This is a genomic window from Clostridium hominis (assembly GCF_014287825.1).
In the GTDB taxonomy this organism is placed as follows: Bacteria; Bacillota; Clostridia; order Clostridiales; family Clostridiaceae; genus Clostridium; species Clostridium hominis.
Genome location: NZ_JACOOO010000043.1, coordinates 36,781 through 52,659 on the forward strand (window position 1 = coordinate 36,781; position 15,879 = coordinate 52,659).

General features: G+C 30.2%; 15 protein-coding genes and 2 other annotated features. Of the genes, 6 read left to right on the forward strand and 9 right to left on the reverse strand.

Annotated features, from left to right (window positions below):
• Window positions 1-34: 34 nt before the first annotated feature.
• Window positions 35-850 (forward strand): PTS mannose/fructose/sorbose/N-acetylgalactosamine transporter subunit IIC, encoded by an 816-nt coding sequence (locus H8S20_RS18080; RefSeq protein ID WP_032117735.1) that lies wholly within the window; start codon window positions 35-37, stop codon window positions 848-850.
• Complete coding sequence (locus tag H8S20_RS18085) at window positions 840-1,682, forward strand: PTS system mannose/fructose/sorbose family transporter subunit IID (RefSeq protein ID WP_032117734.1); 843 nt, start codon at window positions 840-842, stop codon at window positions 1,680-1,682. The genes H8S20_RS18080 and H8S20_RS18085 overlap by 11 nt, the downstream gene beginning before the upstream one ends.
• A gap of 76 nt (window positions 1,683-1,758) precedes the next feature.
• Here the strand turns inward: H8S20_RS18085 and H8S20_RS18090 are convergent, their stop codons facing one another.
• Window positions 1,759-1,962, reverse strand: coding sequence for a hypothetical protein (locus H8S20_RS18090; RefSeq protein WP_032117733.1), 204 nt, complete (start codon window positions 1,960-1,962; stop codon window positions 1,759-1,761).
• Window positions 1,963-2,181: 219 nt separating this feature from the next.
• Between H8S20_RS18090 and H8S20_RS18095 the strand changes: the two genes are divergently transcribed.
• Complete coding sequence (locus H8S20_RS18095) at window positions 2,182-3,558, forward strand: MATE family efflux transporter (RefSeq protein WP_032117732.1); 1,377 nt, start codon at window positions 2,182-2,184, stop codon at window positions 3,556-3,558.
• Between the two features lie 47 nt (window positions 3,559-3,605).
• Here the strand turns inward: H8S20_RS18095 and H8S20_RS18100 are convergent, their stop codons facing one another.
• The 4 genes from H8S20_RS18100 to H8S20_RS18115 all read right to left on the reverse strand — a co-directional run bounded on the left by H8S20_RS18100 (window position 3,606) and on the right by H8S20_RS18115 (window position 7,588).
• On the reverse strand, window positions 3,606-4,154 hold the full coding sequence (locus H8S20_RS18100) for a tryptophan transporter (protein WP_032117731.1): 549 nt from the start codon (window positions 4,152-4,154) through the stop codon (window positions 3,606-3,608).
• A gap of 217 nt (window positions 4,155-4,371) precedes the next feature.
• Window positions 4,372-4,625 (reverse strand) — a binding site (T-box leader).
• Between the two features lie 154 nt (window positions 4,626-4,779).
• On the reverse strand, window positions 4,780-6,480 hold the full coding sequence (locus H8S20_RS18105) for an FAD-dependent oxidoreductase (protein WP_186861010.1): 1,701 nt from the start codon (window positions 6,478-6,480) through the stop codon (window positions 4,780-4,782).
• Window positions 6,481-6,498: 18 nt separating this feature from the next.
• On the reverse strand, window positions 6,499-6,819 hold the full coding sequence (locus H8S20_RS18110) for a rhodanese-like domain-containing protein (RefSeq protein ID WP_032117729.1): 321 nt from the start codon (window positions 6,817-6,819) through the stop codon (window positions 6,499-6,501).
• 118 nt (window positions 6,820-6,937) lie between these two features.
• Window positions 6,938-7,588: a Crp/Fnr family transcriptional regulator gene (locus H8S20_RS18115; RefSeq protein ID WP_032117728.1), complete on the reverse strand. Its 651-nt coding sequence runs from the start codon at window positions 7,586-7,588 to the stop codon at window positions 6,938-6,940.
• A gap of 140 nt (window positions 7,589-7,728) precedes the next feature.
• Here H8S20_RS18115 and H8S20_RS18120 point away from each other — a divergent pair, with 140 nt between their 5' ends.
• Window positions 7,729-7,926 (forward strand): DUF362 domain-containing protein, encoded by a 198-nt coding sequence (locus tag H8S20_RS18120; protein ID WP_186861002.1) that lies wholly within the window; start codon window positions 7,729-7,731, stop codon window positions 7,924-7,926.
• A gap of 16 nt (window positions 7,927-7,942) precedes the next feature.
• On the forward strand, window positions 7,943-8,530 hold the full coding sequence (locus H8S20_RS18125) for a 4Fe-4S binding protein (protein WP_186861011.1): 588 nt from the start codon (window positions 7,943-7,945) through the stop codon (window positions 8,528-8,530).
• Window positions 8,531-8,606: 76 nt separating this feature from the next.
• Here the strand turns inward: H8S20_RS18125 and H8S20_RS18130 are convergent, their stop codons facing one another.
• A complete protein-coding gene (locus tag H8S20_RS18130; RefSeq protein WP_186861003.1) occupies window positions 8,607-9,995 on the reverse strand; it encodes a glycoside hydrolase family 1 protein in 1,389 nt (462 codons plus the stop codon).
• Window positions 9,996-10,165: 170 nt separating this feature from the next.
• Here H8S20_RS18130 and H8S20_RS18135 point away from each other — a divergent pair, with 170 nt between their 5' ends.
• Window positions 10,166-10,849, forward strand: coding sequence for a GntR family transcriptional regulator (locus H8S20_RS18135; RefSeq protein ID WP_032117725.1), 684 nt, complete (start codon window positions 10,166-10,168; stop codon window positions 10,847-10,849).
• Window positions 10,850-11,073: 224 nt separating this feature from the next.
• On the opposite strand, the gene celB is transcribed toward H8S20_RS18135, so the two are convergent.
• From celB to H8S20_RS18150, 3 genes are all read right to left on the reverse strand, one after another.
• Window positions 11,074-12,363, reverse strand: coding sequence for a PTS cellobiose transporter subunit IIC (gene celB / locus H8S20_RS18140; protein WP_186861004.1), 1,290 nt, complete (start codon window positions 12,361-12,363; stop codon window positions 11,074-11,076).
• Between the two features lie 123 nt (window positions 12,364-12,486).
• On the reverse strand, window positions 12,487-13,821 hold the full coding sequence (gene brnQ / locus H8S20_RS18145; RefSeq protein WP_186861005.1) for a branched-chain amino acid transport system II carrier protein: 1,335 nt from the start codon (window positions 13,819-13,821) through the stop codon (window positions 12,487-12,489).
• 240 nt (window positions 13,822-14,061) lie between these two features.
• Window positions 14,062-14,324: a binding site (T-box leader), on the reverse strand.
• Window positions 14,325-14,506: 182 nt separating this feature from the next.
• Complete coding sequence (locus H8S20_RS18150) at window positions 14,507-15,769, reverse strand: L,D-transpeptidase family protein (protein WP_186861006.1); 1,263 nt, start codon at window positions 15,767-15,769, stop codon at window positions 14,507-14,509.
• Window positions 15,770-15,879 lie beyond the last annotated feature (110 nt).

A 15,879-nucleotide genomic window follows, 5' to 3' on the forward strand; every position in this document is an offset into this window, starting at 1 on the left:
AAAAACTAAATATTAAATAAGGGGGATTACAATAATGGATTTTAATGTAGTACAAATCTTATTGGTTGCAGTATTTGCATTTATTGCAGGTATAGATCAATTCAGTTTCTTAGAATCATTATACCAACCAATTGTATCTGGTGCTGTTATCGGTGCAATTCTTGGTGATTTACAAACCGGTCTTATAGTAGGTGGTACTTATCAATTAATGACAATCGGAAATATGCCAATCGGAGGAGCTCAACCTCCAAATGCTGTTATTGGTGGAATAATGGCTGTTATATTCGCAATTTCTTCTGGGTTAGAGCCAACAGCTGCCGTTGGACTAGCTGTTCCATTCGCATTAATCGGACAATATAGTGTAACAATATTATTTACAATTATGTCTCCATTAATGTCTAAGGCAGATAAATACGCTGACGATGCTAATACTAAAGGTATCGAAAATCTTAACTATATGGCAATGGGGCTTCTAGGATTATTCTTTGCTTTAGTAGTTGTTATAGGTTTAATTGGAGGAAGCGCTGCTGGTACAGCATTATCTGCATTCTCTGAAAAAGCTGCTTGGTTCATGAGCGGTTTAGGGGCTGCTGGTGGTATGATGCGTTATGTAGGTTTCGCTATCTTACTTAGAATCATGTTATCTAACGACTTATGGGGAATTTACTTTGCAGGATTTGGTCTTGCAACTATTATAGGAAGCATAGAATCTTTAAAAGGTTCAGCTCTATTAATAATAGCATTTATCGGAATAGCTATAGCTATCTATGACTTCCAAAACAATGTTAAGATGAAAAATAATGCTGGTTTCGTATCAGTAGGAGGAGGAGATGACGAAGATGGAATCTAATTCAACATTATATAACGATTTAACTCCAGCTAAAAAACTTGACAAGAAAACTTTAAATAAGATGGTTTGGCGTTCATTATTCCTACAAGCTTCATTTAACTATGAAAGAATGCAAGCCGCAGGATGGTTATATGGTATACTTCCTGGATTAAAAGAAATCCATACTAATAAAGAAGATTTATCTAAATCTATGAAACACAACCTAGAATTCTTTAATACTCACCCATTCTTAGTAACTTTCGTTATGGGTATAATTCTTTCTTTAGAAGAACAGAAAGCTGATACTAACACTATCAGAGCGGTAAGAGTTGCTGCAATGGGACCTTTAGGTGGTATTGGTGATGCTATATTCTGGTTTACACTAGTTCCAATAACAGCCGGTATAACTGCTAATATGGCAATTGGTGGATCTTTAGCTGGTCCAATATTATTCTTATTGATATTCAATGCTGTTCAGTTTGGTGTAAGGTACTGGTTAATGCACTGGTCTTACAACTTAGGTTCTAAAGCAATTGATGTATTAACTAAGAATGCTAAAGAATTTACTGGTGCTGCTTCTTTATTAGGTGTATTCGTAGTTGGTGCTTTAACTTCTAACTATGGTGCAACTAAATTAGCAATTGAAATACCAAACGGTGACGCACCTATAATTATTCAAAATATTTTAGATGGTGTTTTACCTCAAATGCTTCCTCTAGCTTTAACATTAATGTTATTCTTCTTACTTAAGAAGAAAGGTTGGAAGCCAGTTACTTGTATAGCTCTTTTACTTGTAATCGGAATCGTTGGTGCATTTATCGGCCAAGTATGTGGATTCCAAATGTGGGCTTAATAATAACTACTTTTTAGATACTTAAAAGGGATTTGTAATTTTACAAATCCCCTTTTTTATTTATATTAATTATTTTCTATAAACTCTTAACTATTTCAATAAACTCTTCATCACTTTCAGCTTGTATGAATGTCTTTTTTGTATATCCTAGCACAATACCATATCTTCCACCACATTCACCTATGCATCTATAGTCAATATTTTCTTTTCCAAACTCTTTTTCTAACTTATCTATATCTATTCCTGAACATTCTGAACAAATACTTATCTTATCTTTCATATTTCATACCTCCTAAAATTATAAGTTAATTTTACAATTAAAACTTATGTTTTAATTTAATTAACTTATCTAATATTATAAGAATATATGTTTAAGTATAAATTGTAAATTACAATTTATTTAAATAGAGGTATATTATTACACAAATCAGTGATATAATATATATTTGATAAAAAACTCAGTGCGTAAGCTATTGCACAATATATAAGGAGATTATTTATGAATAACAAAAATGATTTCACAGAAGGTAGCGTATCAAAAAATATACTACGCTTAGCTATACCAATGACTTTTGCTCAATTAATTAATATTCTTTACAATATTGTCGACCGTATATATATAGGCAGAATACCTGATGCATCAACTTTAGCGCTTACTGGTATAGGAGTTACATTTCCAATTATCACAATAATAATGGCATTTGCAAATCTCTTCGGTATGGGTGGAGCTCCTTTATTCTCCATCGAAAGAGGCAAAGGAAATAATAATAGTGCTGAAGAAATTATGGGTAACTCATTTGCACTTTTAATAATATCAGGTATATTACTTACAATATTAGGGCTAATCTTTAAAAGACCGTTACTTCTATTACTAGGTGCTAGTGAAAATACATTTGCATATGCAAATAACTATATAACAATTTACTTATTAGGTAGTGTGTTCGTAATGATAAGCCTTGGTATGAATAGCTTTATTAATTCTCAAGGATTTGGAAGAGTCGGAATGATGACCATTCTTCTGGGGGCCATAGTAAATATAATTTTAGATCCTATCTTTATATTTATTTTTCATATGGGAGTTAAAGGAGCTGCACTTGCCACAATAATATCCCAATTTTTATCTGCATTGTGGGTGTTACGGTTTTTAACTGGGCATAATACGTTATTAAGACTTAAACGTAAAAATTTTAAAATTAATTTATTAATTCTTAAAGATATCATAACCTTAGGCTTATCTGGATTCATTACGGCTATTACTAATAGTATTGTTCAAATGGTCTGCAATATTACACTCCAAAGTTATGGTGGAGATTTATATGTAGGTATTATGACTGTTATTAACTCTATTCGTGAAATTATTACTATGCCTATTAGCGGTATAGTTAACGGTTCTCAACCTATATTAGGATATAACTATGGTGCCGAAAAATATAATAGGGTCAAAAGTGGAATTAAATTTATGTCTATTACCTGTATAGCTTATACAACTTTTATTTGGATTATTTTAAGTATCTTACCTGAATTCTTTATAAAGATATTTAACAACGACGCTAATCTTATTAAATTCGGAGTGCCATCAATGCATATTTACTTCTTTGGATTCTTTATGATGTCATTTCAATTTTCAGGACAAGCCGTATATGTCGCTCTTAAAGAATCTAAGAAAGCAATATTTTTCTCATTACTTCGTAAGATAATAATTGTAGTTCCACTTACCTTACTCCTACCAAGAATGTTCAACTTAGGCGTTAATGGAGTATTTTTAGCTGAACCTATTTCAAATTTTATAGGTGGAATAGCTTGTTATCTAACAATGTTGCTAACTATTTGGCCATCATTAACAAAAAAAAATTCTTTATTAAATCATGCTGTATAGGTAAAATTTCCTCTAATTATAAAGAAGTAATTAGAGGAAATTTTATTTTATGAGATTGCTATTTTTCTTAAGGATGAAAGTACTATTTTATATAAAATTACTCCAGCTATAGAATTTACTATTATTGTTGGAATAACTACCGTTACAAATAATATTCTAAAACTAATCGGTAGTCCTACAATAATTTGTGCTGATAACAAAAAGGTTGTGCCACTAATTAATGTTCCTAATGCAAATATAAAAGTTGTAATTGATATCTTAAACTTTTCAGTAATAACTTTACCATATTCTAATTTATTCATAAGAATCATAACCATATACATAATATTAACTGTAACTATCTTATCAATTATATTAGGTAATTGACCTCCAGGAAATTTAGTAGTTAATGCTGTAAAAACTCCTGTTATTATTCCTGCTATCAATGATGTTTTATAATCCCCCTTATTTATAATCATAACTACTAGTAACATGGTTAATGCAAAGTCTGGTTGCATCGGTATCCCTAAGGCTGGTGTGATTTGATGTAGAATTACTCCTATTCCTAAGAGTAAAGCATTAATTATTAATTTCTTGGTGTTATTATTTCTTTTCATATTTATTCTCCTCCAAATATTGTAATTTTCATTTTTTCTAATCAATAAATAACTTCAAACCATCCTTTTCACCTCTCAAACAAATATCTATCGTTAAATAGATTTTAAATTAAGTCGTTCTCATATCGTTGAATGAATAACTTCCAATAATCAAATTACGTATACCCTATGGGTGAAATTTGTATTGTTAGTTAAATAAAAAAACTCCGTCCTATAAAAATAGGACGGAGATAAATTCCGCGGTACCACCTAAATTGCTATTATAAAAATATAATAAGCCTCTCAATTTCGAATACTAACATATTCTATCTGCTATAACGTGCAGCCCACGGCGCTAGTACTTTACAAAATTGTATTTCCCTTTGCTTCTAAGAGGCCCATTCACAAAATTTCTTCTTGTTAGGATCTCACCACCCCTAACTCTCTTTAATGAAGCTTGACTTTGCTACTCTCCCTCATCTCTGAATTTATTATATATTAAATACATTATATTAGAGCAAGTCCATTGTGTCAATATTTCATAATTTAATTTTCTTAATACTCTATTATATTCAATAACCTCTAATATGTTAAAATGAATTTAATAAAGTTAGGCTATGATAATATCACTAGCCTAACTTTATTATTACTTGAAATTATATTTTGTCATTATACTTTCTCTACCCTCAGTTATGTCATTATAATATTCATAAAATGATAATGCTAAATAACTACCTGTAATATTTACTACATTATCAAACCCTAGATTTTGCAGTGCTAATGTAGCATTATAACTTCTTTGTCCAGTTCTACAGTGTAAATATACATTCTTATCTTTTGGTATTTCATTAACTCTTTCTCTTAATTCACTTAAAGGAATATTAACAGCTCCCTTTATATGACCATTTTCAAATTCCATTCTTTCTCTAACATCAACAATATAAGCTCCTTCTTCTACAAGCTCTCTTACCTTATCAACATTAACTTGCTTAAATGATCCACTTAAAAGGTTTGATGCAACATAACCTGCATAGTTTACTACATCTTTTGCTGTTCCAAATGGTGGAGCATAACATAACTCTAAATCCTTTAAATCTTCAACTGTTGCTCCAAATTTAATAGCTGTAGCTATAACATCTATTCTCTTTATGGCATCTCCTTTTCCTACAGCTTGAGCTCCTAATACTCTTCCTGTTGGAACTTCAAAGATTAGTTTAAAGTGCATTGGTGATGATCCTGGCATAATTCCTACTTTATCTGCTGGAATAATCCTAACTACATCATAATTTATTTTCATACCTAACGCTTGAATTAATCCTTCATTTAACCCTGTTGATGCTGCATTATAATCAAATACCTTTATAGCTGATGAACCTATATACCCTTTATTTACTGTAGTCTTATTATTAATATGATCAGCTACGGTTCTAGCTGCTTTTTGTGCAGGCCCTGCTAATGATAGTTTAGTGTTCATTGAAGTTAATGCATTATATACTTCTATAGCATCACCTACTGCATAAATATCATCATCATTAGTTTTATAATTGTTATCTACCTTTATAGCTCCTGTTTCTCCAATTTCCAAACCAGCATCTTTAGCTAATTCAACTTCTGGAGTTACTCCTATTGCCATAACAACTGCCTTAGCATCTATCTTCTTTCCTGATTCTAACAACACCTTGTCTTTTTCGAATCCTGTAACCTTATCTTCTACTATTAAGTTTACTCCATGGTCCATCATCTCCTTATGAAGAATTTGAACCATATCATAATCAAAAGGCTTTAATATTTGAGGTGTTGCTTCTATTAGAGACACATTATATCCACCATCTATTAAGTTTTCTGCAGCTTCAACACCAATGTATCCACCACCAATTACAGCTACTTCTTTCCCATCTACCTCTTTTATAAATCTGTTTAATTTATCTATATCTACTACATTTCTTATAGTAAATACATTCACATTCTCTATTCCCGGAATCCTTGGTACTATGGGTCTAGCACCTGGTGAAAGTATAAGCTTATCGTAATTCTCCTTATAAACTTCTCCAGTTAATAAGTCTTTAACCTCTATTTCTTTATTTTTTCTATCTATTGATAAAACTTCATTATTAACCCTTGCTTCTATATTATATTGGGCTTGAAACTTTTCTGGACTCATAAGGACTAGCCTATTAGGCACTTCTATTGTTCCACTTAAATGATATGGAAGTGCACAGTTTGAAAATGATACATGAGGTCCTTTTTCAAACATAATTATTCTATCATCTTCACTATTTCTTCTTAATCTAGCTGCTGATGATGCCCCTCCTGCAACTCCTCCAACTATTAATATCTTTTTCATAATACTCTCTCCCTCTTTTAATTAATTTCTTTTTGCTCCTAAGTAAGAGCCCATCCCCCCAGCTACATTTATAACATCAAAACCTTTTTTTGTAAGTTCACTACAGGCCCTAGAACTTCTTCCTCCTGATTGACACATTATATAGTACTCTTTATCTTGTTTTAAATACTTTGATGGATTATCTAATAACGTGTTCATAGGTATATTTTTTGCAGTTTTAATTGATCCACTATTATACTCATAAGGTTCTCTTATATCAATAAGTTCAATATTCCCTACTAAGCTATCCATATCATTTACATTAATTACTTTTCCAGTATTTCTATTAAAAAATCCAAACATAATCATTCCTCCTAAAATCTAATTCTTCTATGTTTTAAAGATTTGTTTTATCTTTTGTATACTTACATCTTACTCTTAATTATTTAAAAGTTTTGTGACTTGATCACATTGCTTATTTTTATATCAATTCTTTTAATTCTTTTACTACTTGTATTTTCCCTCTTGTAAGTTTTAAATATCCCTCTTTTTCTAGTTCCTTAAGCTTTCTACTAATAACCTCTCTCGCTGAATCTAACTCAAATGCTAATTCTGCATGTGTTGCATAAATATTTTTACTTTCTTTGCTTATTAATAATTTTACTAGTCTCCGTTGTAAAGATTCATGCTTAACTTCTTCCTTAGTGCCAATAATTAAATTAAATTTATAATGTAAATCTCTATACATCTCCTTTAAAAAATCTGTACTATTTAAAAGATATTTTTCAACTATTTCAAAAGGAATTAACATAATTCTTGAGTCTTGAGTTGCTTTTCCTATAATATTTAACGGCTCACACCTTAAAAAACAACTTAAAGCTTCATGGCATAATTGTCCTCTTCCTATATTGTAAAGGTTAGTCTCCTCCCCCTCATAACCAACTCTTTGAATCTTTATATCCCCACTTAAAACAAATATAAATCCAACGCACCCTGTTCCATAAGTAGATAAATACTCATTAGCTAAAAGCTCCTTAAATATAGCTTTCTCTGTTATTATTCCATTTGTACTTTTATCTATTTTCTTTAAAACTGGATAGGCATTATATAATTCCCTTACATTATCTATCATTTTAATTTCACCTCATATTAAAAATATATCTTTTTCTCTTAATATACATAGTGACTAAGTCACATACCTTATATATATTATAACCTTATACTAATCTTGAAATCTTTTAAAATATAAATAATCAAAAGGAGTAATTAATTATGGAAAATAAAAGTATTAGAAAAAAAGCTTATATTGATAAAACTTATTGTGTAGGCTGTGGAATTTGCGAAAAAACTTGTCCACTAAAAGCCATAACAATATATAAAGGAATTTATTCACAAATAGATTTTGATAAATGTGTAGATTGTGGTAAATGTACAAAAGTATGCCCTGCATCTACAATTAAAATAAAATAGGAGGATTAATATGATTATGAAAAAAAGAAAGAAAAAACATTTGTCAGAATACATGTGGATTATTTCAGCACTTTACTTATTTTTAGGACTCTTTAATATGTTATTTGCCTGGCTTGGATTACTTTGCTTTTTAATTCCTTTAATGATTTCTTTATTAGGAGGAGGAAAAGCATATTGCAATACCTATTGTGGTAGAGGACAGCTCCTCAATATATTAGGAAATAAATATAAACTATCAAGAAATAAACCTATGCCAAAATTCTTAAAGCATAAATATTTTAGATATGGATTTCTAATATTCTTTTTAACTATGTTTGCTAATATGCTATTAAATACTTACCTAGTATTTAATGGTACAAACACTCTAAAAGAAGTTATAACACTTTTATGGACTTTTAAATTACCTTGGAACTTTGCAGATTACTCCTCTATTAATCCATGGATTGCTCAGTTTGCTTTTGGTTTTTATAGTATGATGATAACTTCAACCATACTAGGCGCAATAACTATGCTCCTTTTTAAACCTCGTTCCTGGTGTGTATATTGTCCTATGGGAACTATGACTCAAGGAATCTGTATAATTAAAGATAAGATTCAAAAATAAAAGCAATGAAAGTACAAGTCCTTAAAATCAAGTCTTGTACTTTCATTATTTATCTTATGAAATTTTCTCTATAAAATTAATATTCAAACTGATTTGTTTCAGAAACTTCTCTTATCCATCTTCCTGATTTCTTTATAGTTCTTTTTCCTGTTTCTAAGTCTAATGAAACGAATCCATATCTATTTTTAAATGAGTTTGCCCATGACCAACAATCTATAAATGTCCATAAATGATATCCAAAACAATTTGATCCTTCTTCTATTCCTTTATGAAGATGTGTTAAATGTTCTTTTACAAAATCTATTCTATAATCATCATTTATAACACCATTCTCATCTCTAAATCTTTCTTCACCTTCAACTCCCATTCCATTCTCTGATATATACCATGGAATATTGTTGTAATTATCTCTTATATTGATAGCTACATCATACATTACTTGAGGTGCTATTTCCCATCCTCTATAAGGATTCATTCTCTTTCCTGGCATATCATAATAATCAAAGAATGTTTCTGGCATTATAGGTGCATTAGGATCTACTTCTGTTTCTTTAGCCTTAACTCTTCTTGGTTGATAATAGTTAACTCCTAAGAAATCTATTGGATTATTTTTTATTACCTCTAACTCTTCTTCAGTATACTCTGGTAATAAATCATTATTTTTTAATAACTCTACTACATCCTCTGGGAAATTACCATGTACTACTGGATCTAAGAAAGATCTATTGAAAATACCATCTGCAATTCTTGATGCTTCTAAATCCTTTTTATCTTCAGACCTTGGATATGATGGAGTAAGATTTAATACTATTGTTATCTCTCCTCCAGTTTTTAACTTTCTAAAAGATTCTACAGCTTTAGCATGAGCTACTATAGTATTGTATCCAACTTGTATGGCTCTCTTGAAATCAGATATATTTGGATACATAAATTTATATAAATATCCCCCTTCAGCCGGAACTATTGGTTCGTTAAAAGTACACCATTTCTTAACTCTATCTCCAAATAACTCAAAACATTTGCTTGCATATTTAACATACAAATCTACAACTTCTTTACTTTCCCATCCACCTCTATTTTGTAATTCTATTGGCATATCGAAATGGAAAAGGTTAATGTACGGCTCTATTCCAGCATCAATTATTTCATTTATGTAGTTATTATAAAATTCCACTGCAACTGGATCTACTTCACATGTATCAAAATTCTTTATTAATCTTGTCCATTGAATTGATGTTCTGAAGCTAGTTAACCCAATTTCCTTCATAAGCTTAACATCTTCTTTATATTTTCTATAAGTATCACAGTTTACTGCTGGTCCTACCCCATTATGAAACTTCTCTGGTTCAGTTTGAAACCAATGCTCGTATATACTAAAGCTACTTTTATCACTCCATCCTTCTGTTTGTGGGCCTGAAGTTGCTGCTCCCCATGTAAAATTCTCTGGAAATTTATATATTGCCATTATTATTTTCCTCCAAACATATTTTAGTATTATTATTTTAATATTTATAATAAATATTTTCACCATCTGTCTATACAAAATTAAAGATTCATAATACTGTAATACTTTATTGAAAATAATTACTTACTATAATATTATTAGAATATAGTAGCTAAAGGAGGATTTAAATTTTGAAAAGTAGAGATATATTAAAAGATCTAATAGAAAGTATTGTTTGTGGCGAATTAGAAAAGGATTCTAAATTCCCTTCTGAAGCTCATCTTGCGCAAAAATATGAATGTAATAGACATACTATAAGAAAAGTAATGGATGTATTGATAGAACGAGGCTATGCAAGAAAATCTCACGGTGGCCCTACTTTTGTAAATGAATTACCATGCACTTACTCTTTAAATTTAAGCTCTCAGTACGATCTTTATTCTGCTAAAGATATAAATACTAAAGTTTTAAATCTAAGTCAAATAATTGCAGATGATAATATTTGCGAAAAATTACAGATATCTAAAGGCTCAAAAGTTTGGTATATAACAAGATTGAGATGTATTAACACAAGAATAGATCATATTGAATATATTTATATGCCTGTATCACTTTTTCCAAACCTTACAAAACAAAATTGTGAAGCAAGTCTTCTTTCATATATTGAGTACGATAATAATTATGAAATTTCTCATGGTATAAAGAATATATCTGCTATAATCCTTACCGAAGAAGAGACTGAACTTTCTAATTGCAAAGAATCTAACCTAGCTATTCAAGTTGAAAATATAGGTTATCTTACTAACGGAAGAGTTTATGAGTATTCTATTAATAAACACTTTAACAATTCAATAGTTTATTATGCTAAAAGATAGTTAAAAAAAATGCGCACTAAGTGCGCAAGTGAAAAGTCGACTTCGTCGAGACCAAGGGTGCCTACATCAGTCCAAGATATTTAATTCGTAAATATCCGAAAGCTTTTTTAGTAAAGTATAAGTTTATTATTCTTGAATATTGTAAATCTCTTGGTCGTCACCAAGTGACCTCTTGCTCTTTGACTAAGTCAAACTTTTCTCTAAAGTGCTTCGCACTTTATTTCTTATGCTACACTTGTTGTTTCCTGTTTTTCTAATTCATAGTTTTTCTTATCTAACGCCATTAAGAACGGGAACCATATAGCTAACACTAATGCCATTTGTACTAATTGAAGTATTGAACCTGCAATAGAATTTGTAGCTAAAAATCCACTTATCAATACAGGTGTTGTCCACGGTACTGCAACTCCTGTTGTTGCTGGAACTAATCCTGATGCCATTGCAAAATATGCCACTAAAGTTGCTGCAACAGGTGCTATTATCCAAGGAATAGCAATTATCGGATTTAAAACTATTGGTAATCCAAACGTAACCGGCTCATTAACATTAAATAATCCAGCTGGTGCTGCAAGTCTTGCTATCTCTTTTAATTGTCTACTCTTCATAAATATTAATATAGCTAATATTACTATAAGAGTCATACCAGTTCCACCAAGGCCAACTGTAAATGTTTCTATAAATTGTTTTGTTATTATATTTGGCATTTCTGTACCAGCTTGGAAAGCATTTAAATTTTCAAGTGACAATGTATTCCATATAGGATCCATTACTGAATTTACAATAATTTGTCCATGTAATCCAAAGAACCATAAAATTTGAATTGAGAATATTGCTACTATTGTTGCTGAAATCCCACTACCTAATTTAGTTAAAGGTGTTTGTATTATTTCATATATAAAGTCATGTGGATTTCCCCAGGGCGTAAATGTGAATATTATATTTATTACTAAAAAAGTTGTTAATGTTAAAACCGCTGGTATTAAAGCTGCAAAAGATTTAGACACTGCTGGCGGTACTGTATCCGGCATTTTTATTGTCCAATTTTTCTTTACAAAGAATGTATACATATATGCAGATAAAAATGCTGCTATCATACCGATAAACATTCCTTTAGCACCTAATCTATCTATTTGTAATACACTTCCTAATTCTCCACCATTAGCAGTAGGAGTTAAAAGTAAGAAAGATACTAAAGAAATAGCTGCTCCAAATATAGGATCTACACCTTCTTCTTTACTAAAATAATAACCAATACCTAAAGTAACAAAGATTGTTGTTATTGACATTGTAGTCATTGATGCTGGTCCTAAGAAATTTTTTAAATTAGTCAATGCTTCTGGGCTTAGTACCTTATCAAGGAATGGTAAGTTAGCTATAACTAACATTATTGATCCAAATATTATTAATGGGAATGATATCATAAAAGAATCACGTAATACTCTTAATAGCTTTAAATTATTAAGTTTTGTCCCAAAGTCCATTATTTTCCCCTCAAATTTTTGATAAAAATTCATTTCTTTCCCTCCATTTTGTAAACGTTGTTCTGATGAAACAAATATATCAAATAATTTTATGCATAAAAATAATTGTATAGACAGATACCTATCAAATATTGTCTATACAATCATTAAATTACTTTAGTTAGTTTCCAAATTTAAATCCTTCATATTTTCTTTACCGAACTTAATTATAATTCCTAATAAAACACCCACTACAGCCGGTACAACCCATCCTAATCCTTGCGGATAAAGTGGTAGCTTTTCAAATAATCTAGTAACAACTCCTACTCTAATGCCTACTTGACCTAATGCATCTACAATACTTACAACTCCTGTAAACAATATTGTTAACCTATAAGCAATGGTATTTCCATTAAACAGTTTATTCATCATTCCTAAAACAATTAACATAATAGCTATTGGGTAAATTGCATTTAATACTGGTACTGATATAGAAAGTATTTGTGTTAATCCCATATTTGCAATTCCCATACTTAATACAGCTAGTATTCTAACAAAACCTTTATAACTAACCTTAGATGTTAATGTGGCAAAATATTGGCTACAAGAGGTTATTAATCCTACACAAGTTGTTAAGCAAGCAAGTGTAAATATTACTGCTAACAATACAGCCCCTGGCTTCCCAAATATATATGTTATCACATTAGTTAATGTTTGAGCTCCATTTTCAGTAGCGCCAAATTTTCCTCCACTAGTTGCTCCTAAATGTCCTAAAACTGCATAAATAGCTATTAATAAGCTACCAGCAATTACTCCAGCCTTTATAGAATTTGATACAACCAACTTGTCATCAGTAACCCCTCTAGATTTTATAGCTAAAGCTATTACTATTCCAAAGTTTAGTGCAGCTATAGTATCCATTGTCAAGTAACCCTCTAAGAATCCTTTTACAAATGGAGATGTCATATACTCTCCTGTTGCCTCTCCATATCCCCCAAGAGGTCTAAATATGCTTGCTATAAATATTACTAAAATTAATAATAATAATGTTGGTGTTAAAACTTTACCCATTCTATCCACAAGTTTAGCTGGTGATAAAGAAAGCCAGTAAGCAATAGCAAAAAACACTAATGTAAATAAAAATAATGATAATTTTACTGATACTCCTTCTGGTAAGTAAGGCGCTACTGCCATTTCAAAAGGTAAACTTCCTGCTCTTGGAATACCAAGTCCTGGGCCTATTGATAAATATATCAAAACTGTAAATACTGCAGCAAATACAGGATGAACTCTTTTTGCTAATAAATATAATCCTCCTGATTTTGCAACTGCTATTACTCCTAAAACAGGAAATCCTACTGCTGTTATAAAGAACCCTGCCATAGCAATCCATGTAGCACTACCTGCTGCCTGCCCTAAAAATGGTGGAAATATTAAATTTCCCGCTCCAAAAAATAATGAAAAAAGCATTAAGCTTACTAATACTAAATCTTTTTTTGATAAATTCTTCATGATAATTCCCCCAATAATCTAATATATTATTCTTTGTATCTATTACCTATATTTACAATATCAATGTCAATCTCCATAAGATCGCCCCCTTTATTAATTAAACTCACTACTCTCATACGTTCGTAGTCGTATACTTTGTGTAACTTCAAGTACCCAAATTAAATTTTGTATGTTTATTTAAGTTAACTAAATAATTGATTTAGAACTTCACTTAAATATAAAAAAACCCGTCCCTTAAAATAAAGGGACGGGGTTAACCGCGTTACCACCCTAATTCTATAAAATAGCTTATGAAAAAATAAACCTATTATAGCACTTAGCAAACGTACATCATAATACGCCTCTCTTTTAACGGTGAGCCTCCGGTAAAGATTACTCAATAACTTTTCACCTTTACTTCTCAGAGATGATTTTTCAGATATCTCTTGGACATTGGCTCTCAGCAAAACACCAACTCTCTGTGGAACAAATCAATACTTACTTTTTCTCTTCAACGAATGTCTTTTAAATCAACTTATTATCTATAGAATATATTACCATTTATACAATGTCAATACTATTTTAATACTTTTTTATCATATTTTATATTACTTTATTATTATACTACATAATTTTTAGCTAATATGCTCGTTTTAAAGGCATTTTTATACCATTTTATCACAATGCATTTTCCTTACTTTATTCACTAATAATTAGTATATATATCTTCATAAGTAAAATCTAATATTATTACCGGATTATTACTAGGATTTAACCAGGTTAATAAATTTACTAGATTATTCTGTGGTATAGCTACACATCCATAAGTATATATCCCCATATCACAATGTAAGAATATAGCTGAACTTTTCCCTGATATTACTGGCCATCTATTATAATCTATAACAAGTGCATAATTATAATATCCACCAAAATCAGTTAACTTTTCAGCTGAAGCCCACCTTCCATTTGGTTCTCCAAATTGCATAGTATTATAATATTCAGAATCTACATCATCAACCCAATACTCTGATCCATCTAACTCCCTATACGGCACTCCACTACCTGGGTTACCATTAATTCCAAATGCCTCTGTAACAGTATAAATACCAGTTGGTGTGCACTTATCCATTTCATATACTTCACTTGCATACTTCATTCCATTTTGACCAAGTCTTGCAGCTACCCTATCTACTTCTATCCAATTGTCACTGCCATCCTTTTCCCACATAACTAGCTCTCCATATGACCCTCCATTACTTACGACAGTAATTATTTGACTTGAATTCTGTGCAGCTAATGTACTTCCTATCCCTTTACCACTTCCTTCCGTGGCTCCTGAGTTATTAATGTCTTTTTCATAGTCTATTTCTTCTACTACTGATTTCTCTTCTTTTTCTTTCTCTATATATTCAACCCTTTCTTTGTACTTACTTTCTAATTCTGTAATATCTTCTAACGGATATTTACTTTTAAACTCATCTATTAATACTTTTACCTTATCTATATCTCCAGATATATTATCTTCAATAACCTTTTTCGCTTCTATTACCTCTCTAAAATAACTTTCTAATTCTTCAGTTTGCTTAACTACTTCATTATATAGTCTATGAAATACTGGTTTTTTAAGCTCTTCTTCATACTTTTCATAAAAATCATTTAATTCTTCTTTAGCCTGAAATTTGTCCTTATCAAAGTTTATTAACAAATAATTTTCTAATACTTCTTGATACATTAAATACTTCCGGTCTAACCCTTTTATACTTTCGTTAATTTCTTTTATTTTCTCTATAGCTTTTGTATATTCTCCTTCTTGAATTAAACTTTCAACTTCAACTAATCTTTCATTATAATTATTCTTAGCTTTAATATTTTTATAGCTAGCAAAGCATATTATTGATATTAAAATACTTATAGCTATAATAATAATAGCTTTATTATTACTATAAAAACCCCTTATCCCTTTCATTTTCTTCTCCTCATTTTTTACTAAATATTTTTAACGTTACAATATAATTATATAATCTCTCTATTTACATAAACAATAATTTATATTCAATCTTTATAAATTTATTTTAT

What these genes read in the sequence shown, in the direction of transcription:
- H8S20_RS18125 (WP_186861011.1), top strand. Translation starts at nt 7,943, where the DNA reads ATGAAAAAAAGAAAGAAAAAACATTTGTCAGAATACATGTGGATTATT.
- H8S20_RS18115 (WP_032117728.1), bottom strand. Translation starts at nt 7,588, where the DNA reads ATGATAGATAATGTAAGGGAATTATATAATGCCTATCCAGTTTTAAAG.
- H8S20_RS18080 (WP_032117735.1), top strand. Translation starts at nt 35, where the DNA reads ATGGATTTTAATGTAGTACAAATCTTATTGGTTGCAGTATTTGCATTT.
- celB (WP_186861004.1), bottom strand. Translation starts at nt 12,363, where the DNA reads ATGAATTTTTATCAAAAATTTGAGGGGAAAATAATGGACTTTGGGACA.
- H8S20_RS18090 (WP_032117733.1), bottom strand. Translation starts at nt 1,962, where the DNA reads ATGAAAGATAAGATAAGTATTTGTTCAGAATGTTCAGGAATAGATATA.
- H8S20_RS18150 (WP_186861006.1), bottom strand. Translation starts at nt 15,769, where the DNA reads ATGAAAGGGATAAGGGGTTTTTATAGTAATAATAAAGCTATTATTATT.
- H8S20_RS18130 (WP_186861003.1), bottom strand. Translation starts at nt 9,995, where the DNA reads ATGGCAATATATAAATTTCCAGAGAATTTTACATGGGGAGCAGCAACT.
- H8S20_RS18120 (WP_186861002.1), top strand. Translation starts at nt 7,729, where the DNA reads ATGGAAAATAAAAGTATTAGAAAAAAAGCTTATATTGATAAAACTTAT.
- H8S20_RS18085 (WP_032117734.1), top strand. Translation starts at nt 840, where the DNA reads ATGGAATCTAATTCAACATTATATAACGATTTAACTCCAGCTAAAAAA.
- H8S20_RS18100 (WP_032117731.1), bottom strand. Translation starts at nt 4,154, where the DNA reads ATGAAAAGAAATAATAACACCAAGAAATTAATAATTAATGCTTTACTC.
- H8S20_RS18110 (WP_032117729.1), bottom strand. Translation starts at nt 6,819, where the DNA reads ATGTTTGGATTTTTTAATAGAAATACTGGAAAAGTAATTAATGTAAAT.
- H8S20_RS18095 (WP_032117732.1), top strand. Translation starts at nt 2,182, where the DNA reads ATGAATAACAAAAATGATTTCACAGAAGGTAGCGTATCAAAAAATATA.
- brnQ (WP_186861005.1), bottom strand. Translation starts at nt 13,821, where the DNA reads ATGAAGAATTTATCAAAAAAAGATTTAGTATTAGTAAGCTTAATGCTT.